This is a genomic window from bacterium, assembly GCA_036504735.1.
Classification (GTDB): domain Bacteria; phylum Electryoneota; class RPQS01; order RPQS01; family RPQS01; genus DASXUQ01.
Window position 1 is genome coordinate 385,512 of record DASXUQ010000009.1, and the last position, 22,832, is coordinate 408,343.

Below are 22,832 nucleotides of genomic sequence, written 5' to 3' on the forward strand. Positions count from 1 at the left end.
GGCTGTCCACAAGATGGAAAGGCAAGGCCTTCACGATGAGCGCGACATTATGCGCGCGCTTCAGGAAACAACGAAAGAAGAAAGACATTTGACGAAGACAACAACGCAGGCGAAGGACTTTACGAAGTTCGGGCTGGACGAACGACTGATCAAGGCCGTGACCGAAATGGGGTATGAACGGCCGACGCCGATCCAGGAGCAGGCGATACCCTCGCTGCTGGAAGGCAAGGATGTGATCGGCTCGGCGCAGACCGGCACGGGCAAAACCGCGGCCTTCGGGCTGCCGATCCTGCACAAGTTTCTGGGCCAGCAGACGAAGGGGCACTCGCTCCGCGCGCTGATCCTCTCCCCTACCCGCGAACTGGCGGCGCAGATCGAAGAGGCGCTGAAAGCCTACGCCAAGCACACCAAGCTGAAAGTGGCCGTGGTGATCGGCGGCGTGTCCATCGTGCCGCAGACCAAGCGGCTGAAGGACGGCGTGGACATTCTGGTGGCCACACCGGGACGGCTGCTGGACCACGTGGAGCACGGCAACGTGCGGTTCGACCAGCTCGAAGTGTTTGTGCTGGACGAAGCGGACCGCATGCTGGACATGGGTTTCCTGCCCGACGTGCGGCGGATTGTGGCGATGCTTCCCAAGCAGCGGCAGACGATGCTGTTCTCCGCGACGGTGCCGCCGGAAATTGCGGTGCTGGCGGGAAGTTTGCTGCACAATCCGGAGCGCGTGCAGGTCGGGCGCACGTCGCAGGCAGCGGTGGGCATCACCCATGCGGTGTATCCGGTGCAGGCGCATCTGAAACCGGATCTGCTATCCTCGCTGCTGCGGGACATCGGATCGCCCTCGGTGCTGATTTTCACGCGCACCAAACGCCGCGCGGACAAGCTGTCGCGGGCGCTGGGCAAATCGGGTCTGAAGATCGCGGTGATCCACGGCGACCGTACGCAGAATCAGCGGATCGCGGCGCTGGAAGGGTTCAAGCGCGGCAAGTTTGAAGTGCTGGTGGCGACGGACATCGCGGCGCGCGGTCTGGACGTGGAAGGAATCACCCACGTGATCAATTTCGACGTTCCGGCAACGCCGGAAGATTATGTGCACCGCATCGGCCGCACGGCGCGCGCCGAAGCCGTGGGCGACGCCTTTACACTGGTGGCACCGGAAGAGGAATACGAAATGCGGCAGATCGAAAGCCATCTGGGCCGCGCGCTTCCCCGCGTGGCGCTGCGCGATTTCGATTACGGCGTGGCCGCACCGGAAACCCGCAACTCCCTGCAGCGGGCCAGTGTGAACAAGAAGACCATTCCCACCAGCTTCCATTCGTCGCGAAGGAAAGCGCTGCCGAGGAAACGCTGAGGGAACGCAAGCCATTGTTCATCAGTGCATAGAGAAACGCACATGGGCAATGGATTGCGGCTTAATTATGCCTTGTTTGTATTTATGCTTCGGCGGTATACCCTTTTTCCCTTTCCTCTTTCAGCGTTCCATTACGTCTCCAGTCATTTTTAGCAACTTCCTTTGACCTTTCCATCTCCCATCCGCAATATTAAATCCCGGTTCAATCCCACATGGGCGCGGCTGCTGCTGTTTATGTCCGTGATGGGACCGGGGATAATTACAGCCAACGTGGACAACGACGCGGGCGGCATCACCACGTACTCCGTGGCGGGCGCGCACTACGGGTTGGCCACGCTATGGATCTTCATTCCCATGACCGTGGCCCTGATCATGATTCAGGAGATGGTCAACCGTATGGGTGTGGTGACGGGCAAGGGGCTCTCGGACCTGATCCGCGAGCAGTTCGGCGCGCGCTGGACCTTCTACCTGATGGTCGCGCTGCTGGCGACAAACTTCGGCAACGTGCTGGCGGAGTTTTCCGGTGTGGCGGCGGCGGGAGAGTTGTTCGGTGTGCCGCGCTGGGTCAGTGTGCCGATTGCCGGCGCGCTGGTGTGGGCGCTGGTGATTGCCGGAACCTATGCCACCATCGAGAAGATCTTTTTAGTGGCCACGCTGTTTTATGCGGCCTATATTATCAGCGGCGTCGAAGTGCGGCCCGACTGGCTGGCGGTGGGCAAATCGCTGGTGATTCCCACTATTACCAGCGAGCGCGCCTATTTGTTTACGCTGATCGGCCTGGTGGGAACCACCATTGCGCCGTGGATGCAGTTTTACCAACAGGCTTCGGTGGTCGAGAAGAATATTCCGCTGAAGAATTACCGCTATTCGCGGATGGACACGATTTTCGGCGGGATCACGGTCAGTGTGGTGGCGCTGTTCATTGTAGTGGTCTGCGCGGACACGCTGTTTGTCCATGCGGTGCGGGTAGAGACGGCGGATGAAGCCGCCAAGGCGCTGGCGCCGCTGGCGGGACGGTTTGCCTCGATCCTCTTCGGGCTCGGTCTGTTGAACGCCAGCCTGTTTGCGGCCTCGATCCTGCCGATCTCCACTTCCTACACGATTTGCGAGGCGATGGGCTGGGAAAGCGGTCTGGACAAGAAGTATTCGGAAGCCAGGCAGTTCTACTTTCTGTATACGGCGCTGATCGTAATCGGCGGCCTGTTTGTGATGATACCCGGCCTGCCGCTGATCGGCGTGATGCTACTCTCGCAGGTGGTCAACGGGATTATGCTGCCCTTCACCGTGGTGCCGATTCTGCTGTTTGTCAATAACAAGCGGCTGATGGGCACCTATGTCAATGGCCGCCTTTACAACTATGTCTGCTGGATTTTTATGGGGGCCATCACGCTGCTCTCGCTGCTGTATCTGGTGATGCAGTTTACCGGGAAAGAGTAGGCGGGAAAATAGGAAATCCGAAATAGGAAACCCGGACCCCGAAAACAGAAACGGCCGCAATCATGCGGCCGTTTTGTTTTATCCATGGGCGAAGAGATCTACGGGATTTCGGGTTTGACGGGGGACGGGGTGGAAGCGGAGAGCAGCATGCCGGCGAAGATGAAACCCGCGCCGGTGAGGGTCGCGATGCCGGGGACGGCGCCGAGGATAATCCACGAGGCGAGTCCGGCGAACACCGGTTCCATGGCATAGATGATGGCGGCGGCAGTGGTGGAGATGCGGGGCTGATAGCGCATCTGTGCCCAGACGCCGAGAGTGGTGGCAAGCAGCGAGGTGATGAGCAGCGCGGCCAGCAGAAGCGGCGAGAAGGTCAAGCGCGGAGCCTCGAGGGGAATGGCCAGGCCGGCCAGCAGCATGACGGCGGCAATTTGCAGCCAGGAAAGCTGGATCTCATTTTCATGTTTGGCCCAGCGGCCCACATAGACCACCTGCAAGGCAAAGCTGACTGCACAGAGCAGTGTCAGCGCATCGCCGAGGTTGAGGCCGCCTGCCGATGGTTCGGACATGATGGCGGTTCCGGCAAAGGCCAGAACTACCGCAATAATTTGCCGGCGGTTGATGCGCTCGCGGAAGAGCAGCCACGCAAACAGCGGAGTCATGGGTACGAGAGTGCCTGTCAGAAATCCCGCGCGCGCGGCGGTGGTCAGGCCAAGCCCGAAGGTTTGCAGCGCGTAGCCCGCGCCGAGCAAAATTCCCAGCACGGCGCCCTTCCAAAGCAGGGTGTGGTTCAGGCGGAAGGCGCGCGGCCAGACCAGCAGCGGAAACACTACCGCCGCCAGACCGAACCGCAGGCCAATAAACACCATCGGCGAGGCGGAATGCAGCGCGGCCTGCACCAGCGGAAAGGTAAATCCCCACGCCAACGTCAGGGACAACAGACTCACATAGGCAACAAGCATGAGGCCAAGATAGTAACAAAATAGGAAATTTGAAATAGGAAAGGGAAAGACTTAAGACTGGAAACCTGAAAAAGGCCCTGCCTATTCCGCGTGGGCGGATCAGGCAGGGCCTTTCAATTCGAGAGGCTGTCGGGCGCGGCTACTTGAGCAGTAATACCTTCCTCGTCGCCAGATGCTGACCAGCCTGCAACCGGACAAAGTACACACCCGTGGCCAAGCCGTCGGCGCTGAGGTTTATGCTATGGTCTCCAGCTTCTACGGCGGACAGATCGATCTGTTTGACGCTGCGGCCTAAGACATCGAAGAGGGTGACCTTCACTGCGCCGGGTTCGGAAAGGGTGTAATGCAAGGTGGTGGTCAGATTGAAGGGATTAGGGGAAACATCGAAGACCACCGGCGAAGGATGGCCGCCGGGAAGACCACGGCCGCGCAGGACGATTTGGAAATAGTGGTAGGGTGTGCTGATGTAGAGGACGCCGGAAAAGGTCCCCGTATGAGTTGGGGTGAAGCGAGCGGGAATGTTGAACCCCCGGGCGTAGAATGGCGGCACCCGCGTGGCCCAGAAGGGAGAAGTAGCCGTGACCGAGCCGAGATTGCATTCTACACCAACATAGACATAGCCGGTGTCCCATACCGTCTGGCCCACGGGGACATCTCCGAAGTTCAACGTGTCGGTATTGCGAGAGGTATTGTCATCATAGGATGGAACCCCGGGCGGACTCCACGGCACAAAGCGCGGATCCCAGCGATAGTGTACGAAATAGCCCGTGGAGATATTGGTGGAGCGGTGCAGCGAACCGCGCCGTTTTTGTGTCAAAGACCCATAGACATAGGCCGAGCCGCGATCATCGCGGTGCGGTGTGCCTACGGGATTTTCATAGACGTAACCACTATCCAAATCGTTCTGCTGTTCGAAGGTGAAGCTCTCGCCCAGCGCATAGAGCGCAGCAGAAATGGCGATGCTGGTCAGATCGGGATCACTCTGGTTAATGCCCAGCCCATTGGAGTTCTCGCGGCCATTGGCCGGAGTGTTGGCGATTTTGATATCGGCTTCCGAGGCCAGCATCAGGTAGTTCGGACTCTCGGGGGGAACAGTAACTCCATGGGTCAAATCGGCATCATCATACACCACATTATCCAGCAGTCGCATATTATACGAACAGCCGATGGAGACTTCACCGCTCATGTGGCCTTCGATATCCAACGGACGGTCGAAAAACATGCATCGGCGGCGTCCCAACGGGACAGCCCAACTGTCGGAAGAATCGAAGGGAGTCCCTGTCCACCAACGGCTGACCAACGCGGTGTCCCCGCGCAGATGCACGCGATAAGACTTGCCCGCATCGGAGAAAAACAGATCCTGAATCATCGCACAGCGGCGTAGCTCGGTCAGTTGGCTGGGTATTTCGACGCGCGGCGCACGGAAAATTGGCATAAAGCCGTGGAAGCCGGGATTGTAGCCGGGGCCGCGCCAGAAATCCCGTTCCGTAGTGCTGACCTGACCGTAGAACTGAGGACTGCCCTCAATGGCGATCAGACTGTTGGAGTGGACACTGCCTTGCAGTGTGTCCGAGGTCCAAAACTTGATGCGGTCCCCGAAGATTGACATCTCCTGGTCGGAGAGATACGTATAGTTGATGCCATACGCCAGCGACACCAAGAATATGAGCAGGGCCGCGAAGACCAGATGTTGTAAACGAATTTGCATGGTACCCTCCCGGAGTAAAAGCAAAAAGCGAAAAGTAAAAACGGGCGGAAGCTACTTGAGCAGCAGCAGCTTTTTCATAGCCATCTGCTGTCCGGACTGTAACCGCACGAAGTAGACCCCGGTGGCCAAGCCGTCGGCACTGAGGCTCACGTCGTGCGCTCCGGCTTCGACCTTTAAAAGATCGATCTGTTTGACGCTGCGGCCCAAAACATCGAACAGGGTGATAGTCACTTCGCCGGGGTCGCTCAAAGAGTAGTGCAAGGTGGTGGTCAGGTTGAAGGGATTGGGGGAAACATCGAAGACCATCGGCGAAGGGTTGCCGCCGGGCATGCCGCGACCCCGCAGCACGATCTGGAACGACTGTGCCGGAGTATAGATGTAGAGAATTCCGGAATATTGTCCGGTGTGTGTCGGCGTGAAGCGGGCGGGAATATGGAAGGAACTGCTATCGAACGGCGGCACGCGGGTGGCATAAAAGGGAGGTGTGGCGGTGACGGCTCCCAAGGTAGTGACGACATTCAGGTAGACTCGCGCTGTGTCCCAGACCGTCCGCCCAACCGGAACCGTACCGAAATCCAAGGTGTCGGTGGTGCGGGGGCGGGGAGCGTCGAACGACAGCGCTCCGGGAGGCATCCACGCGGCAAAGCGCCTGTCCCAGCGGTACTGCTTTGCGTAGCCCGTAGACATGTTGGATGACCGGTGCACATAGCCGCGACGCATTTGGGCCAGCGAGCCGTAGAGATACACGGTGCCGCGGTCGTCTTGGGCGGGTTGCGGCGGATCGCCGATCTGGTAGACATAGCCGCTGTCCACGTCGTTCTGCTGCTCGAAGGTGAAACTCTCGCCGAGCGCAACCAGCGCGGCGCTGATGACGATGCCGGAAAGGTTACGATCAGGCTGACTGAGGCCCTCGCCATTGGAATTCTCGCGGCCATTGGCGGGAGTGTTGGCAATCTTAATGTCATGCTCCGAAACCAGCATCAGGTAATTGATACTGGTCAAGGGGGTGCGGCCCGTCAGTGAGTCCGCATCGTCGTATACGACATTATCCAGCAGCCGGAGATCGCACGCCGTTCCGATGGATGCTTCGCCGCTCATGTGGCCTTCGATATCCAGCGGGCCGTCAAAGAAGATGCACCGGCCGCGAGGCAGGGTGATCAGCCAGGAGTCTGTCGAGTCAAAGGGTGTCCCGGTCCACCAGCGGCTGACCAGCGCGGAATCGCCGCGCAGATGCACGCGATAGGACTTGGCCATATCGGCGAAGAACATGCTCTGAATCATCGCGCAATTGCGCAATTCCTGGGCACGATGCGGGATTTCCACGCGCGGCGCGCAGAACTGCGGCAGGGGGCCGTGGAAGCCGGGATTGTAGCCCGGTCCACGCCAGAAATCGCACTCCGAAGTGGTTACCGACGCATAGAACTGGGGTGTACCTTCGATAGCGAGCAAGCCATTGGAGTGCACGGGGCCTTCGATCGTATCCGGCGTCCAGAATCGAATGCGGTCACCGAACGGGGTGGTTTCGCAATCGGAAAGATAGAAGTAGTTGATGCCGTAGGCCAGCGATACAAGGGACACCACCAGCGCCGCGAAGACCAGATGTTGTAAGCGAACGTGCATTGAACCCTCCCGGGGGAAACGATGAACGGGGAACGATAAACGATGAACGAGGAAAGGTACCTGCTGCTATCAGCGTGTCACTTCAGCAGCAAAATCTTTTGTGTTAATGTTTGGCCGGCGGCTTTCAGGCTGACAAAGTAGACGCCGGAGGAGAGGCCTTCGGCGTTCAGTTGCGCGGTGTGGGCTCCGGCGGGTACGGACGAAAAGTCCATCTGCTTGACACTGCGGCCCAGCACATCAAACAGGGTAATCTTCACGGCGCCGGCTTCAGGCAGGGAATAGCTTAGCGTGGTGGTCAGATTGAAAGGATTGGGAGCGACATCGAAGACCACCGGTTGCGGTCCACCCGCGGGCATGCCGCGGCCACGCAGCACAATCTGGAAATAATCTCCGGTCACGCTGATGTACAGGATGCCTGTGAACTGCCCGACGCGGGGTGGAATAAAACGGGTAGGGATGGCAAAACTATCGCTGACGAATGGCGGCACCCGCGTGGCATAGAACGGGTAATTGGCAATGACCGAGCCCAGAGTCACGGCGGACGGCAGCACGATATAGGCGGTGTCCCAGACCGTCTGGCCCACCGCTACATTGCCGAAATTAAGAGTATCGGTGACCAGCGGTTCGTCACCCGGAAGGTGCTGCCAGCACGGCGGAAGAATACGGTCGATGCGCCAATCGTAGCGTGCTTGCAGCATATAGCCGGTGAAGGTGTTGGTGCTGCGGCGCAGGGGCTTCCAATGGCTTTGTACCATGCTGCCATAAAGATAAATTGTGCCGCGCTCGTCGGGCACACACTCACAGACATAGCCACTGTCGATATCATTCTGCTGATCGAAGGTGATGCTGCCTCCCGCCCAGAGCAGGCCATCGATCACGATGCTGGTGAGATGGGAATTATTTTGACTACTACCGAGCCCATCGGAATTCCAGCGCCCATTGGCCGGGGTATTGGCAATCTTGATGTCATGTTCGGAGGCGATGCCGAGTATGGCCAGTGAGTTCACCGGGATCTGTCCTTGAGGCCCTGCACCCGCATAGGTGATGTTGTCAATCAGCCGAATGTCGTGAGACGAGCCGATGGTCACCTGACCGGTGAGACCGGATCCCTTTAATTCCAGCGGACCGTCAAAGAACAGGCACGCCCGCCCGACAATCGGAATCGGCCAGCGCTCGGTGGAATCAAAGGGTGTACCCTCATCCCACATGTCGCAGTAGATGGTGCCACCGGCAATCGTTGCCCGGAACTGCTTGCCGGGGAAGTCATAGAACTGTCCCTGCATGGCCGCACCTTGGCGCAGGTTGGTCAGGGTGGTGGGGATTTCGACCTGCGGTGCATTGAAAATCGGCTGCGGACCGTGAAACTCAGGATTGTAGTCCGGCCCATGACTGAAAGCCGGCGCGGAAATACTCACTTGGCCATAGAATACGGGATGACCCGCGATGGCCAGCGGGCCATTACAGTGCACCTCACCTTGAATGGTATCGCCCGTAATGAACGGACAGATCGAGCTATCCTGCGGCAAAGGCTGTCCATCATTGGACAGCCATAAATAGGCGGCATGACACGGCAGAGCCGCGACGCACAGCCATAACAGACATGCGACATAACGCATGGTTTCCCTCCCACACGGTGAAAGTACCCCGGCGCGGGTTAAGCCGTTTCCCTCCCGCAAGAGCACGCACTTAACCCGGCCGGAACAATGAGATTATTTCAGCAGGAGCACCTTACGGGTAATGGTTTGGCCTGCGGCGTGCAGATTTATAAAGTAGACGCCGGATGCCAGACCGTTGGCCTCCAGTTTCAGCGTGTGTGCACCGGCGCCCTCGGCGGGCAGATCCACTTGCCGGGCCACGCGGCCTAAGATATCGTAGAGCACGATCTTCACGGCACCCGATTCCGGCAGATCATAGCGGATCACCGTGGTCAGGTTGAACGGATTGGGCGAAATGTCCACGTTCACCGGCGCACGGGCGGGCATCCCGCGTCCCCGCAGCACGATCTGGAAGTAGCGTGTTCCCGCGCTGATGTAGAGGATACCGCTGAACTGCGCGGCGCGCGTCGGCGTGAACCGCGTGGGAATGGCAAAGCTGTCGCTATGGAAGGGCGGCACCCGGGTGGCAAAGAACGGCGTATTGGCAATCACCGAGCCGAGATCACCCGGCACCGAAAGATACACGCGCGCCGTATCCCACACCGTGGTCCCGACCGGCACCGTACCAAAATCGAGGGTATCGGTTGAGGGTCGCCGCTCTTCATCGAATTCGAAACCGCAGGGCATGGTCATGTGGGCAAGGCGCGGGTCATAGCGCATGTGCAGATCGTACCCGGTGCTGGTATTCGAAGAGCGATGAAGATAGCCACGCCGCCGCTGCGCCAGACTGCCGTAGAGGTAAATTATACCTCGTTCATCACTGTGCGGCGTGCCGGCGGGATCTTCATACACGTACCCACTGTCGATATCGTTCTGCTGTTCGAAGGTGAAATGCTCGCTCAGAGCATACAGCGCCGCAGTGATGATCACGCTTGTAGAATCGGGATTGGTCTGATTGAATCCCCGGCCATTTGAATTCCAGCGGCCATTGGCGGGCGTGTTGGCGATCTTGATGTCATGCTCGGAGACCAGCGCGAGTAGATTCGGACTGCTCTCCGGAGTGTCTCCGGTGAGGGAATCGGCGTCATCATAGCGGATATTGTCCAGAATCCGGATGTTGTGGGAACTGCCGATGGAAACTTGACCGCTCAGATGGCCGAGGATTTCCAGCGGGCCGTCAAAGAACATGCAGCGCCGCATCACAAGGGCGACCATCCACGTGTCGCTGGAATCGAACGGCGTTCCGGTCCAATAGCGGCAGACCAGCGCGCTGTCACCGCGCAAGTACACGCGGTAAGAGCGGAACGGCTCGTCGTAGAACGTGCGCTGAATCATGGCGCCGTCCCGCAGATTCTCTGCCATGAGCGGCATATCCACGTGCGGCGCGCGGAATTGCGGCGCAGGACCGTGGAAGCCGGGATTATAGCCGGGGCCTCGCCAGAAATCGCACTCGGTAGTGCTGACCAGACTGTAAAATTGCGGACTGCTGTATATGGCGATTAGACTGTTAGAGTGCACGGGACCCATCAGCGTGTCGCCCTGCGTGAACGGATGGCGGTAGAGTGGGCTGTCTCCGAACGTCGTAAGTTCGCAATCCGAAATGTACATGTACTGAATGCCGTAGGCGGCACTGACCAGAACGATAATCAGCACCGCAAACACGAGTTTTTGCGTCAGGTGATGCATGGCTTCTCTTACTTCACGAGCAACAGTTTCTGCGTCAGCGAATGCTGTGCGGTTTCCAGACGAGCAAGGTACAGACCCGAGGGCAGATTGGCGCCGTCGAACATCACCGCATGCTCTCCGGCGGCGGTTTTCTGATCCAGCAGCGTCGCCACCAGCCGTCCCGCCACGTCATAGACCTTCAGCGTGACCATTCCCGCCTGCGGCAGGGTAAAGGCAATCCGCGTGGACGGGTTGAAGGGATTGGGGCTCGAAGAAAGGATGACGGATGACGGATGAAGGATGGGGTCGGAGACCGCATTGGGTTCGCCGGTGCCGGTGCCGCTGACGGGAATGCTGTACCACCGGTGGTAGTAGTCGATGTACAGATGAATGGTGTCGCTGACCTCACCGGGCTCGGTGGGGATGAAATAGACCGGCATGGTGCGCTGCCACATGAGGGTGTCGCCATTGGTCTGCACGAAGAACGGCGCGGGCGCCACCACGCTGTCGATGCGCACCGGCACAAAGTCGTTGCTCATCGTTACCCATTGCCGCCCTGTGGACCCGATAGCCACTTCGCCGAAGCTCACCGATGACGGTTGAATCAGATTCTCCCGGCCTTCGAAGACTCCAACATGCCAGTAGCGCAACTGCTCATCGTAGCGGTACTGCTTGAGATAGCCGGTGGAGCCGTTCGCCGAGCGATGCATGTAGCCGCGGCGGTGCTGCGCCAGGCCGCCCCACAGGTAGACGGTGCCGCGGTCATCCATGTGCGGTGTGCCGGTAGGATTCTGGTAGACATAACCGCTGTCGAGATCATTCTGCTGATCGAAGGTAAAGCTTTCGCCCAGCACAAAGTAGAGCCCGTTCAGCAGAATACTGGAGGAATCGAGGTTGGTCTGATTGAGGCCGCGCCCGCCGGAGTTTTCCCGGCCATTGGCGTAGGTATTCAGAACCTTGATCTCGCCTTCGGCCACCAGCGCAAACTTCTCCGCATGATTGTCGGCGGGCCTGCCGTTGGCCGGATTGGAACTGGCATACAGAAGATTGTCTTCCAGCCCCGCACGGCCGGACACGCCCATGATGAGGTTGCCGCTGACCGTGCCCCACAGGTTGACAATGGGGCTGTCAAAGAAGACAACGGACGAATCGGGAAGAGCATGCGAACTCACCTCGCTGCTGTCAAAGGACATGCCCAGACGTGCCCAGGAAACGAGCATATGGTCACCCTCGAGGTGTACCCGGGCCTGCATCGTGTCGCCCTGGCTGAAGTAAAGCCCTTGGGTGGCAGCCTGCTGGCGGATCCAGGGCACGGTCGTCGGCATTTCCAGCCGCGGTGCGTTGAACACGGGCGGGTAGTCGGTGGTGAAGCCGGGATTGTAGCCCGGGCCGCGCCAGAAATCGGCCTCGCTGGAGATCACCAGATCGCAGTAATACGGATCCTGCATGATGGCGATCTGGTCATTGGAGCGTACTGGTCCGCAAAGCGTGTCGCTGTGCCAAAACTTGATCCGCTCGCCAAATCGAGTGGTCTCGACATCCGAATAGTAGACGTAGTTGACGCCGTACGCCAGCGACACAAGGCTGATAAGCAGTGCCGCGAACAAAAGATGTTGTAGACGGACTTGCATGATACCTCTCCTGATGTTGGTTCGTGACTCGCCCTCTATTTTCTCCCCAAAACTCACAATTCGTGTTTCACTTGACGAGCAGCAGCTTCACGGCGTTTTGACGGTGCGGGGTGGACAGGCGGGCGATGTAAGTGCCCGCCGCCAGATCCGAACCGTCGAACAAGATAGAATGCTCGCCCGCCGCCCAAAAGCCCCGCGACAGGATCGCGGCTCGCCGCCCCAGCAGGTCATAGACCTCCAGCGTTGTCCATCCCGCCTGCGGCAGCACGAAACTGAGCCGCGTCTGCGGATTGAACGGATTGGGGCTGGAGGAAAGGCTGAAGGCGGAAGGATGAAGGATGGAGCCTCGATCCTCCGCCGAAAGCCGCGGTCCGGTCTTCAGCAGCCAGGCATCCACGGTATTACCCGGATGCCGGTAATAGCAACCGCCGAGAATACACTCTCCGTCGGCTGTTGCCTCAATATCGTTGATTTCACAGTCGGCCACGGGCTCGGCATCACGCTGCCAGAGCACCATGCCGGCGGAGTCCGTACGCAGAAAGGTAGAACTGCCGGCCATCAGAAAACCGCCATCATTCAAAGGCGCGGCGCTGATGACCGTGCGGTTGGACGTTTCCGCCCAGTAAAGCTGGCTCCAGAGCATGGTACCGGCAGAATCGGTCTTCATCAGCCAGCGGTCGTAGGTCAGATGGTCCGGCTGCATATGCAGCCCGCTGAGGATGATGTTTCCATCCGCGGCAAACCGCGCGCGGTGACATTGAAAGGCGGGCACAATCGCGTGGCGCGTGCAGGACAGGCTGTCCCCGGCCGAATCGGCGCGCAGCACCCACAGCTCCCAGCCGCCGTATTCATCGGTTTCCATCTGGGAAAGGAGGGTGAAGGTGCTGTCGGCGTTTTGCCGGATGTTCAGCGGGGAGTCGTTCAGCGGTCCGCTGATCACGCTTGTCCAGAGCACGGCGCCGCCGGCATCCATGCGGCAGAGCTGTAGATTGCGGCGCGTTCCCGCCGCACCCAGGGGCGTGCATCCGGCGTAGATAACACCGCCGTCAATGGTCTCGGTGACGAAGTTGCCGTACCCGGCATCGCTATTGGGAAAAACTTGCGTCCAGAGCGTGTCCCCCTGGGCGTTGGCGCGCACCACGCGCTCGCCGGCGCCGAAGGCGTCACTCCAGCCCACCATCACAAAGCCGCCGTCGGACATCACCCGGAAATCTTCCAGCAAGTCCGCCTGCCCTGCGCCGTACATGCGACTCCACAGGCTGTCCCCCGTGGCCGTCGTGCGTACCACCCAGAAATCGCTGTTGCCTGCCCCGAAGGAATAGGTGTATCCGGCAAAGAAGTAACCGCCGTCGGGCAGTTGCCGCACCACCGAGCCGCCATCGTCGTTGGTCCCGCCGTAGGTGCGCGTCCATTGGTCGTCGGGCTGGGCGCACAGCAGTGCGGGACTCAGCAGCAGAAGAAGAAGCATGAGCAGGCGGAATTTCAGCAACAATCTTGTGTTTCCTGCTAAGAAATGAGAAACGAGAAACGATGAAGGCGGCGAGCGCCTTCGACGGGTTACTTGATAAGCATCAGCTTCAGGGTAGCCTGGCGGTGCGGAGACAGCAGGCGCGCGAAGTAGATGCCTGCCGAGAGTGTGGACCCGTCAAAGGAGATGGTGTGCTCGCCGGCACTAAGCAACCCGTCGTGCAGCGTGGCCAACCGCTGGCCCAGAATGTCGAACAGGCCAAGATTCACGCGCTCCGCTTCCGGCAGCGAGAAGGACAGCCGCGTCTGCGGATTGAACGGATTGGGAGCGCAGGAAAGGGTGAAGGATGAAGGCTGAAGAATGAAAGGGATATTTTCTGCCGGGGAAGGGCTGAGGTTCAGCCACGTTTCTCTCGGGGTCAGCAGATCAGGATGACTGTCATTGTTGACATCGGCAAAGGAGATTTCCGGCGCGGAGAAAACAGGCAGAACTCCCGCATGGATATCCCATTCACCGTTGCGGTAGAAGTAGGCATCCCAGTGTCCGCTGCTCTCATCGCCGAAGGTTTTGCCCAGCAGTTCACACACGCCATCACCGTCCAAATCCACCAGCCGGAAGTTCAGCAAGCCCTCGGGAAGCCCCGCGCTCCATTCCGGATGCAGCACCAATGCGGTATCCTGCGCAAAGGTAAATTCATAGAACAGGATGCGCGGGCTTTCCTCGCCGATCGTACCCAGTGCGGCCAGTTCGGCGCGGTCACTACCCGTGATGTTTCCGATCTGCGCAAACTGCAGCAACGTATCCGGGTTATAGACATGGCGGAAACTGCTGTTGGTCAGATTGAAATCAGTTTCGAAGCGATCGATAGTGCCCGCACCCGTGTTAAGCTGGAATTCCCAGGCTCGATAGCCTTCGCTCTGAGGGTTGCCGCTGCCCATCGTGAGCAGCAGATCCTTGCGGCCATCGCCGTTCACATCCGCCATGCTGGCGGCCAAGCACTTGCCGCTGTAAGCGTGCACCAAAGTGTTTCGGTCGTCAACCCATCCAGCGCTGTTTCGCAGCAGCAGGTCAAACTCGGTCCACCCGTTGGCCAGCGACGGCTGGTTGTGCGCGATAGCGACGGTGGTTCCGGCGGCCGTGTGCACAGTGCCCAGCGCCATGCCGGACACATGTCCGAGATGCGTGGTCGACGAGGCATGGGTAGCCGACGCGGTGACAACCACCGCGAAGCCGGAATAGCCGGGGAGGCGGAACAGGCCTTCCCATTCACCGTCGCCATTAAGATCCCCTCCGCCCGGGCCGCTTAAGTAGGGAGTCTGCCACGGGGCATAAGTGGAGAAACGGATGCCGGGATGCAGATTTGTGGCGATCACGTACCCCGGCGCGGCGGCAAAATCCAGATCACCGTCGTGGTCGAAGTCGCCATCAAACAGATTGGTCACCGGGTATTCACCGGTAGTGACTACCGTATCCGCGCTCCAGTCCCCCGCGGTACTGCGGTGTTCGAGGGTGAGCAGGTCGTATCCCGCAACGCGCTGCCAGATTATGCCATCCAGTTCGCCGTCGCCGTTGTAGTCGCCGAAGATCGCCTGCTCCAGTGTGTGCGGCAGGGCAAAGTCAAAGAGCAGCATGTCATTGCGCGTCCAGCGCCACGACACCGCATTTTGCAATTTCCATGCGCGCGGCGGGTTGTCGTAGACCACCAGTTCTTTGGCAGGATCATCATCCAGATTTGTCGCCCAGAGGCGGCCATAGCCGAGGGGCTGGGTGATGGTATGCAGCGTCCAGTGGATATTGTCCGCATTGCGCACGGCGACCTGCGCACCGTTGGGAGAGAGCAGGATCACTTCGTCGCGGCCATCGCCGTCAAAGTCTCCCACCGCCACCATGGCAGAGGTATCCGCCGAGAACGGTGTCTCGAAGCCGGAGGGATCCCGAAAATCTCCATCCATCCTTTGCCACTGCCACGGTTGCGCAAACAGAGCCCCGGCGCAGATCAGGCAAGCCAAAACAATGATGCAGCATTTCATGAGCAATCCTCGAGTTACTTCAGCAGCACAAGTTTGAGTGTTCTTTGGTGGGATGCCGCTTCCAGCCGCAGGAAATAGATCCCCGCCGGAAGCTGCGCCCCGTCAAAGGTCACGCGATGTTGACCTGCTGTCAGCAAACCGTTTTGCAGGACCGAGATCTGCTGGCCGAGAAGGTCGAAGACCTTGACCGTTACCCTTTCTGCCGATGGCAACGTGAAAGCGATCTGGGTGGTTGGGTTGAAGGGGTTGGGATAGACGGAGAGACTGAAGGATGCGGGCTGAAGGATGACGTCGGGAGACCCGTTCGGATTTGGGGTTGCCGTGCCGCGGACGGGGATCTTGAACCACTGCTGATAATAGTCGAGATAGACGCGAACGGTATCGGCAAATGTTCCCGCATGGTCCGGCGCGAATGTGACCACAATCGGCTGCTCCCAGCGGTAGCTGTCGGGCCGCACCGCCTGAAACTGAGACGGCACGCGGATGCTGTCAATCGTCAGGGGGACAAAGTCATTGCGGACCGTCACCGTATCCTGCACGGTTCTGCCTGCTTGAATGGTGCCGAAGTTGATGGAGGCCGGTGTCAGCACATTTTCCTGACCCTCAAAGACTCCGATGTGCCAGAACTTCAGTAGCGGATCATAACGGTACTGTTTCAAATAGCCCGTGGTACCATTGGTTGACCGGTGCACATAGCCGCGCCGCGCCTGCGTCAGGGATCCCCACAGATAGATGGTGCCACGATCATCCGTGTGCGGCGAACCGGGAGGATCCTGATAGACATAGCCGCTGTCTACGTCATTCTGCTGCTCGAAGGTGAAGCTTTCGCCTAACGCACAATAAACGCCATTCAAGGCGATGCTGGTGAGAGCGGGATTCGTCTGGCTATTACCGAGGCCGCCCGAATTCTCGCGGCCATTGGCCGTCGTGTTCAGAATCTTGATTTCTCCTTCAGCGACCAGTGCGAACTTCTCTGGATGATTGGGGGCAAGCTGTCCCTGCGGCCCGGTGGAGCTGGTATAGACGATGTTGTCTTCCAAACCGATTTGTCCGGAGGCACCAAGTATCAAGATCGTACTGAGAGTTCCGAAGATGCGTACGTGCTGTGCATCAAAGAACACCACCATGGAATCGGCGAGAGGCACAAAAATCATCCTGGTGCTGTCATAGGCTGCCCCTTCTGGCCAATAGTCTATTCGCATGACGCGAGATTCGAGTTGAACCCGGTACTGCATCCCCGGAAAACTGTAGAAATTTCCCTGTGCCGCTGCCTGCTGGCGGATTGACGTTACAACGTGCGGGAAGGACAGCGTCGGTGCATCCGTAATCACGTACGACCCGCGGAAATATGGCCCCCAGGCAAAGCTATCGCAGGCCATCATCAGAAAGTCGTAATTGTAAGGCAATTGCAGCGGGTTGGAACCAAAGCAGTCGTTGGAGCGGATGGGCCCCATCAGGCTGTCCATAGCCGAGAAATGCATGCGCTGGCCGAGCACGGTCACTTCCGAGTCGGTGCAGTACATGTAATTGAGACCGTAGGCGAGCGACACCAGCGATATGACCAGCGCCGCAAAGATGAGATGTTGGAAACGGATGTGCATGATACCCTCCCTGAGAATGATGAACGACAAACGCTGAACGATGAACCAGCGCCCCGATTTACTTCAGCAGCACAAGTTTGAGTGTTGTTAGATGGGATGCCGCTTCCAGCCGCAGGAAATAGATCCCCGCCGGAAGGTGCGCCCCGTCAAAGGTCACTCGATGTTGACCTGCAGTCAGCAAACCGTTTTGCAGGACCGAGATCTGCTGGCCGAGGATGTCAAAGACCTTGACCGTTACCGGTCCGGCTGTTGGCAGAGAGAACGTAATCTCTGTCGCGGGATTGAACGGATTGGGATACGCCGATAGGCCGAAAGATGCGGGCGAAGCGATGAACGAAGGGGCCATCGATGGTATCTGTTCATATCCGATCTTCGCCAGCCATATCTGGCCGGACTGAGTCTGTGTCAAGGCGGTTCCGGCAACCACATAGGCACCGCTGGCGGTTCGCGCCACGGAGTTGGCCTGACCGTGCGTGGTGCTGAACGTCATGCTCCATAAGCTGTCACCTTCCGCATCCGTTTTCAAGATGCCAATCACGGCAGTCGATGTTGGGTACTCCAATCCAACCAGCATAAAGCCGCCGTCGGCGGTTTGCTGCGCGTCATACGCTTGCCAATCGTAACTTCGGCTGCCGTAGGTGCGAGCCCACAAGCTGTCGCCGGCGCTGCTGACCTTCTGGATCCGCATGCCCAAATAATAGCCGGAGCCGATGGGTCCTAAGCCTCCCACCACGTAGCCGCCGTCCTCGGTCACCGTCACCGCCTGTGCGGAGCCACGATCCAAGTGCCGCGTCCACAGGGTATCACCGTTTTCGTCCAGTCGCACCAGCCATTTGTAAATGTCTTGCGGCTGCCAGTATCCTGCGGCAATAAAGCCTCCATCGCTGGTCTGCCGAACCGCATTGAAGTGCTCGTCTGCCCAGCGTTCACCGAGCGTCCGCGTCCATAGGGTATCGCCGAGGCTGTTCAATCGTACAAGATAGCCGTTGCACAGCGACCCTCCGGCAGGCATCCGGTTGCCGGCTACAATGTAGCCGGCAACCGGATGTCTGCTGCACCGATTCGAAATTCGCCAAGGTGTCGACCGAAAAAGTGCGCGTCCATACAGTATCTCCAAGCCGGTCGGTCTTGATGACCCAGCCATCTTGATTGAGATAAGGAGCGCCGTTGCAACGGCCGGCCAAGACGAAGCCGCTGTCGGCCGTCTGCACGATGGCATTAATGCCATCGTAGCCGTTGCCGCCATAGGTGCGGTTCCATTCGATGTTTCCTGCCGAATCGGTCTTCACCAACCAGGCATCCGAGCCTCCGGCGCCCAGCGAACTGGTGAGTCCGACGATAGCAAAGCCACCATCAATGGTGGCGCAGACCGCGGTGCCTTCCTCTCCTGAATTGCCGCCATAGGTGCGGGTCCACAAGGTGTCCAGCGGCTGCGCAATTGCTACACCACAGAGCGCGAGCGTCAGCAAAATCATCAAAGAATATTTCACGGCTGTTCCCTCCCGAGGAATTCCAGAGTTACTTCAGCAGCACGAGTTTGAGTGTTCTTTGGTGGGATGCCGCTTCCAGCCGCAGGAAATAAATCCCCGCCGGAAGCTGCGCCCCGTCAAAGGTCACGCGATGACTGCCGGTTCGACTGAAGGCAGCCGAAGATGACCTCGGTTGTCGGATTAGAGGCATTCGAAGCGGCGGAGAGGTTGAAGGATGCGCGGAGTGAAGGCCGGATCCACCGAGGAGCAGATGGTACCTATGCCGCCAACCGACACGCCATCAGGTGTGCCGGTACTGTCGGCATTAGGAAGGCGAATGGCCATCCGTGCCTACTGAGCAGACGCGAAGATCAGGAGGACACCAAAAGCAATCGAAAGTGCGCGCATTTGACCTTTTCCTCTCCAAAGGCGGTCATGCAATAACAGTGCAACCGTGCAGAAAATGCAAAGCCTTCCGGTGAAGAGAAAATAGTACTCTTCACTCGGAAGGCTCTGTAAAAACATAGGTTTCACCGGAGATGTGTAGCTTTGGAGATCAGACGCGAAACCGCCAGTAACGGACAAAGCTCGCGCATGAACCCTTGGCAACCCGCCGGATCAGCCCTACAGAGCCGCTATGAACTGCCGTGAAAACAGCATCTCAGAGCGGGCCTGATATGTAAGGACGGTGGCCGCAGCGCATGCAGCAATCAACAAATAGCCGTGCAACAACCTTGCCGGAAGCCAGGGCTAAAGGATAAGACCGGAGACCAGAGACTGAAGACTTGAAACGCGCTCTGAAAAGGCCTTCAAGTCTCTGGTCTTTAGTCTCGAGTCTTCCCTTAGCCCTTCAGAAAAACTTCACCCCCCGCCCATTTACCTTTGACCGGGGAGGGTGGTGGTCAAGAGCTGAGGGCAGGGGGGTCAGAAAGAGTCAAAATCAGAAGGCGAAGCGATCATCGGGATGATGGATTTTGGACACACCTGTCCAGATCCCTCATCCCTCCGTCTTCATCCTTTTCCTAAGTTAACAAGCTTTCCGGATTATTGCAACTCTTTTGGCGAAAAAAGAGAATCGAGCGCTCTTAGCGGAGGAGCAGCATCTTGTGGGTTTGAGCAAAGCCCGGAGCCTGTAAACGATAGAAATAGACTCCCGATGCCAGCCCGGATGCATCAAAGCGCGTCGTATGTTCCCCGGCTTCCATCACCCCATCGGCCAGAGTCCTCACCAGCCTCCCCATCACGTTGTACACCCGCAGTTCCACACGCCCCCGCACCGCCAGATCGAATTGGATAAGCGTGGTCGGATTGAAAGGGTTGGGAAAAGCGGGATGAAGCGCGAAACGGGAAGCAAGGGCTATTCTCGGCTTCGCAGCGAGAACGGTCTGTTCGAGAGTAAGCCGCTGGGCGCGGACATGGTAGACTGTCAGTGCTTGACTGTCGTCCGTTTGCCATTCGGTCCAAGCGAGAGTGACGTGTCCACGCCCGTCAGATGCGGCCACGGGAGGATAATAATAACTGACGGGCGCTTGCTGAATTGGGCTCCCTTCGGGTGCCGCCCAAAAGGGATCGCTTGCAGGTTGCCCCGAAGCATCGAGGTGCCGACAGAATATCTTGAACCCTCCAAGGTCTCTGCTGCACCACGCGGCGAACAGCCCGTCGCTGCCGTCGGGAGTCACGGATAACTGGGAGACGCCACTGTCCGTGACGCAGACCTGAGCGCCTTCCCAGATGAGATTGCCCTCGGGCGAAAGCTTCGTCGCCATTACGGATGATCTGACGACAGGCCAACCTTCGTACTGAGTCCACGCCAGCATCAGATTATTATGAGCATCCACTGCCGTGGCGGAAAGGCCGCGCGACAAGGTCGAGGGCTGGAGCACCACAAGGCCGTCCGTGCCCCAAAGCCGCGTCGAATCGGCCGCCAAATGCTGCGCGAAAACGGCAGAGGAATCGGGAAGAGAGTCGGCTGGTGCAGCTATCCTCTTGCCCCAAGCGAAATAGGCCCCGCCGTTGCCATCGGCCACCATCGGCGGCGGGTTGGGATCCCAGTTGCTGCAATAGCGCCCGTCAGGGAAGGCTCCCGACACTTGAACAGCCCATTCCCGCTGCCCAAGACCGGTGACGCGAGCGCAGAAGAGGTCAGCATGAAAGCCGACGGTTGCAGCATACCTCCCTATGCTGTACGCAATAAGGCAGGACGCATCGGAGTTGGCAACGATGCCGAAGGGTTCATTACCCAAGCAGTTTGACGCCGTTGCCACGAGAGTCGGCGGCGACCATACCTGATTCAGCAGGCTGTCGAGTCGCGCGATATACACGCGCTGATCGGTTTGCGAAATACTCTCTGCCCATGCAACATAGACTCCCCCCTGTCTATCCGGGGCGCAGACAAAACGGTATGGCGAGCCTGTCACTGGCGCTATAGCTCGGCCAAGCCCGTCGCCTGCCGCCTGCCCCGCCGCATTGATCCGCGTGACCCGATATGAGCTTACCGGGGAGTGATAATCCGAAAACACTGCGAAGAACCCGCCGTGCTCATCCGGACAACTGGCCAGAGGCGATGCGTATGCCCCGGGGTCAGTATCCTGCTGGCACAAGCTGTCGCCTCCGGATGCTCCCGAAGCATGGCCTGTGGAGTCAAGAATCTGAAAATATGTGTAAACGCGCTCATCTCGCCGGTCCGGCCACAGAACTGCCGTATTCCCATTTCCCGTACTGACAGCTTGCACATACTCCACCTCTCCATTCAATCCGCCGGCAAGGTGAAGTCCCGCAGGAGTTAGTTGCCGTTCGCCTGAAGTCATGCCGAGAATCTGTGCCCGAACACCGGTGACGCCCCGCGTGACATCATTCCATGCAACCAGAACTCGAGCGGAGTCTGTCGGGACGATGACGGCATCGTAATGATGCAGCGAATCCTCTGACACAGGCACGCCGCCCGGCCCATTCCATAGGCGGGTGCCACTGGCAGACACGCGTGCGGCACGGACATCCGAGTATCCGTTACCGCGCTCTTTGCCCCAGGCAACAACCGCTCCGCCCGCACCGTCAGATGCTGCCCGCGGCGAAATGTTACAGAAGGCCGAATAGCTCCAGAGACCTACTCCATTGGCCGTCCATGGGAAGCTGCCCTGCGGCGAAACCTTCAATGCATAGACGGTATTGGGACTGCCGTGGAAGGCGAGGAGACAACCATCTACGGTGTCCTGGTTGACGCTGGCAATGAGGTTGTAATCAGTGGCTCCCCGGTTGCAGGACACGCCGTTGGCGGCCCACGTCACCTCCCCCAGCGAATCCATACGCTGTATGTGCAACGCGCCGTCATTCGTGAGCGTAGGGGTCCAGGAGACATAACAACCACCGGATCCGTCCAGGCAGATGTGTGGGCCGTAGATTGAACAGTAAGCGGCATAGATTTGTACACCGCTCTCATTCCACAGGAGTGATCCGGAGGAGTTCAACTTGTTAACCCGGATGCGGCTCAGGCTCTCCCGATAATCCTCCCAGGCGATCAACAGGTTGCCTGCGTCATCACATGCCGTTGCTGGTGATGATCCGGAGTTGGTTGCAGCCACCGCCACCGGTGCTTCCCACACGGACGTCCCCTCACCTGCGATGCGCAATGCGTAAATAGAGTCGCTTCCGCTAGTACCTCTATCCCATGCAAGGATAGCTCCTCCGGAATGATCGTCGGTCATCGTGTATGCGAGTACGAAGCCATCAACTTCACTGCCCTCAATCTCAACTCCGGTGAAGTTGTCGGCGCTCCACTGCCGTTGTCCCGCAGCGTTCAGTTTCTGCGCTCGAATTTTACAGCATTCATCGTCGTGAAACTGACAGTCGCGTGGTGAACGATAATCCTGCCATGCAACTATCCATCCGTCGCTCCCCGCGATGGCCGCCGGATAGCGTTGCCCGCCGGGATCGCCGCACACGATTACTCCACCTTCCGCCCATTGCGGTGTCCCATCCGGGCTGATCAATTGCGCCCAGATGTCTCCATCACCGCCGGCAAAACTGCTCCACACCACCAGCACGTCCCCTTGCTCATTCCGCGCCGCCACCTGTTCCCATTGCAGATCGTCGCCTTGCCGAATCACCACGCCGGTCGTGTCCCATTGGCGGGGATCGGCAAAAAGCGACCTGTTTGTGAGGAGTAAGCATGTCAGAGTAATCAGCAGTGACTTCATGTTTCCCTCCAAGGAAGTTACCGGGCCACATTGCATGACAGGATGTTCTACGCGCCAGAAGCCGGCGCGCCGGTGAAATGCTCACCGGCGCGCCGTTCAGTCCGT

At 58.8% G+C, this 22,832-nt stretch carries 16 protein-coding genes; 2 read left to right on the plus strand and 14 right to left on the minus strand.

What is annotated here, in order from left to right; translation table 11 throughout:
* Positions 1 to 88: 88 nt before the first annotated feature.
* Both VGL38_09135 and VGL38_09140 read left to right on the plus strand, forming a co-directional pair.
* A complete protein-coding gene (locus tag VGL38_09135) occupies positions 89 to 1,351 on the plus strand; it encodes a DEAD/DEAH box helicase (protein ID HEY3295592.1) in 1,263 nt (420 codons plus the stop codon).
* Positions 1,352 to 1,513: 162 nt separating this feature from the next.
* Positions 1,514 to 2,788, plus strand: coding sequence for an Nramp family divalent metal transporter (locus tag VGL38_09140; GenBank protein HEY3295593.1), 1,275 nt, complete (start codon positions 1,514 to 1,516; stop codon positions 2,786 to 2,788).
* Positions 2,789 to 2,886: 98 nt separating this feature from the next.
* Here VGL38_09140 and VGL38_09145 read toward each other — a convergent pair whose 3' ends face one another.
* The 14 genes from VGL38_09145 to VGL38_09210 all read right to left on the minus strand — a co-directional run bounded on the left by VGL38_09145 (position 2,887) and on the right by VGL38_09210 (position 22,727).
* The gene (locus tag VGL38_09145) at positions 2,887 to 3,747 is read right to left on the minus strand and encodes a DMT family transporter (GenBank protein HEY3295594.1); all 861 of its coding nucleotides are present in this window, start codon (positions 3,745 to 3,747) and stop codon (positions 2,887 to 2,889) included.
* 139 nt (positions 3,748 to 3,886) lie between these two features.
* Complete coding sequence (locus VGL38_09150; protein HEY3295595.1) at positions 3,887 to 5,455, minus strand: T9SS type A sorting domain-containing protein; 1,569 nt, start codon at positions 5,453 to 5,455, stop codon at positions 3,887 to 3,889.
* A 51-nt stretch (positions 5,456 to 5,506) separates the two neighbouring features.
* A complete protein-coding gene (locus VGL38_09155) occupies positions 5,507 to 7,075 on the minus strand; it encodes a T9SS type A sorting domain-containing protein (GenBank protein HEY3295596.1) in 1,569 nt (522 codons plus the stop codon).
* Positions 7,076 to 7,152: 77 nt separating this feature from the next.
* Positions 7,153 to 8,691, minus strand: a complete 1,539-nt coding sequence (locus tag VGL38_09160; GenBank protein HEY3295597.1) for a T9SS type A sorting domain-containing protein — start codon at positions 8,689 to 8,691, stop codon at positions 7,153 to 7,155.
* A gap of 93 nt (positions 8,692 to 8,784) precedes the next feature.
* Complete coding sequence (locus VGL38_09165; protein ID HEY3295598.1) at positions 8,785 to 10,356, minus strand: T9SS type A sorting domain-containing protein; 1,572 nt, start codon at positions 10,354 to 10,356, stop codon at positions 8,785 to 8,787.
* Positions 10,357 to 10,364: 8 nt separating this feature from the next.
* Positions 10,365 to 11,966, minus strand: coding sequence for a T9SS type A sorting domain-containing protein (locus VGL38_09170; GenBank protein HEY3295599.1), 1,602 nt, complete (start codon positions 11,964 to 11,966; stop codon positions 10,365 to 10,367).
* A gap of 67 nt (positions 11,967 to 12,033) precedes the next feature.
* Positions 12,034 to 13,434, minus strand: a complete 1,401-nt coding sequence (locus VGL38_09175) for a T9SS type A sorting domain-containing protein (protein HEY3295600.1) — start codon at positions 13,432 to 13,434, stop codon at positions 12,034 to 12,036.
* 89 nt (positions 13,435 to 13,523) lie between these two features.
* Positions 13,524 to 15,464: a T9SS type A sorting domain-containing protein gene (locus VGL38_09180; protein ID HEY3295601.1), complete on the minus strand. Its 1,941-nt coding sequence runs from the start codon at positions 15,462 to 15,464 to the stop codon at positions 13,524 to 13,526.
* 14 nt (positions 15,465 to 15,478) lie between these two features.
* Positions 15,479 to 17,065: a T9SS type A sorting domain-containing protein gene (locus VGL38_09185; protein ID HEY3295602.1), complete on the minus strand. Its 1,587-nt coding sequence runs from the start codon at positions 17,063 to 17,065 to the stop codon at positions 15,479 to 15,481.
* Positions 17,066 to 17,123: 58 nt separating this feature from the next.
* Positions 17,124 to 18,077, minus strand: coding sequence for a T9SS type A sorting domain-containing protein (locus tag VGL38_09190; GenBank protein ID HEY3295603.1), 954 nt, complete (start codon positions 18,075 to 18,077; stop codon positions 17,124 to 17,126).
* Positions 17,992 to 18,555, minus strand: coding sequence for a hypothetical protein (locus VGL38_09195; protein HEY3295604.1), 564 nt, complete (start codon positions 18,553 to 18,555; stop codon positions 17,992 to 17,994). The genes VGL38_09190 and VGL38_09195 overlap by 86 nt, the downstream gene beginning before the upstream one ends.
* A gap of 28 nt (positions 18,556 to 18,583) precedes the next feature.
* Positions 18,584 to 18,682 (minus strand): T9SS type A sorting domain-containing protein, encoded by a 99-nt coding sequence (locus tag VGL38_09200; GenBank protein HEY3295605.1) that lies wholly within the window; start codon positions 18,680 to 18,682, stop codon positions 18,584 to 18,586.
* A 53-nt stretch (positions 18,683 to 18,735) separates the two neighbouring features.
* A complete protein-coding gene (locus VGL38_09205; GenBank protein ID HEY3295606.1) occupies positions 18,736 to 18,879 on the minus strand; it encodes a hypothetical protein in 144 nt (47 codons plus the stop codon).
* Between the two features lie 740 nt (positions 18,880 to 19,619).
* Positions 19,620 to 22,727 carry a T9SS type A sorting domain-containing protein gene (locus tag VGL38_09210; protein ID HEY3295607.1) on the minus strand — a complete coding sequence of 1,036 codons (3,108 nt, stop codon included), beginning with the start codon at positions 22,725 to 22,727 and terminating at the stop codon, positions 19,620 to 19,622.
* Positions 22,728 to 22,832: the final 105 nt, after the last annotated feature.

Excerpts from the sequence above, each read along its gene's own strand:
- VGL38_09205 (HEY3295606.1), bottom strand. The coding sequence starts at position 18,879 with ATGGCCATTCGCCTTCCTAATGCCGACAGTACCGGCACACCTGATGGC.
- VGL38_09155 (HEY3295596.1), bottom strand. The coding sequence starts at position 7,075 with ATGCACGTTCGCTTACAACATCTGGTCTTCGCGGCGCTGGTGGTGTCC.
- VGL38_09170 (HEY3295599.1), bottom strand. The coding sequence starts at position 11,966 with ATGCAAGTCCGTCTACAACATCTTTTGTTCGCGGCACTGCTTATCAGC.
- VGL38_09160 (HEY3295597.1), bottom strand. The coding sequence starts at position 8,691 with ATGCGTTATGTCGCATGTCTGTTATGGCTGTGCGTCGCGGCTCTGCCG.
- VGL38_09150 (HEY3295595.1), bottom strand. The coding sequence starts at position 5,455 with ATGCAAATTCGTTTACAACATCTGGTCTTCGCGGCCCTGCTCATATTC.
- VGL38_09180 (HEY3295601.1), bottom strand. The coding sequence starts at position 15,464 with ATGAAATGCTGCATCATTGTTTTGGCTTGCCTGATCTGCGCCGGGGCT.
- VGL38_09145 (HEY3295594.1), bottom strand. The coding sequence starts at position 3,747 with ATGCTTGTTGCCTATGTGAGTCTGTTGTCCCTGACGTTGGCGTGGGGA.
- VGL38_09185 (HEY3295602.1), bottom strand. The coding sequence starts at position 17,065 with ATGCACATCCGTTTCCAACATCTCATCTTTGCGGCGCTGGTCATATCG.
- VGL38_09165 (HEY3295598.1), bottom strand. The coding sequence starts at position 10,356 with ATGCATCACCTGACGCAAAAACTCGTGTTTGCGGTGCTGATTATCGTT.
- VGL38_09190 (HEY3295603.1), bottom strand. The coding sequence starts at position 18,077 with ATGCCTGCCGGAGGGTCGCTGTGCAACGGCTATCTTGTACGATTGAAC.
- VGL38_09175 (HEY3295600.1), bottom strand. The coding sequence starts at position 13,434 with ATGCTTCTTCTTCTGCTGCTGAGTCCCGCACTGCTGTGCGCCCAGCCC.
- VGL38_09210 (HEY3295607.1), bottom strand. The coding sequence starts at position 22,727 with ATGAAGTCACTGCTGATTACTCTGACATGCTTACTCCTCACAAACAGG.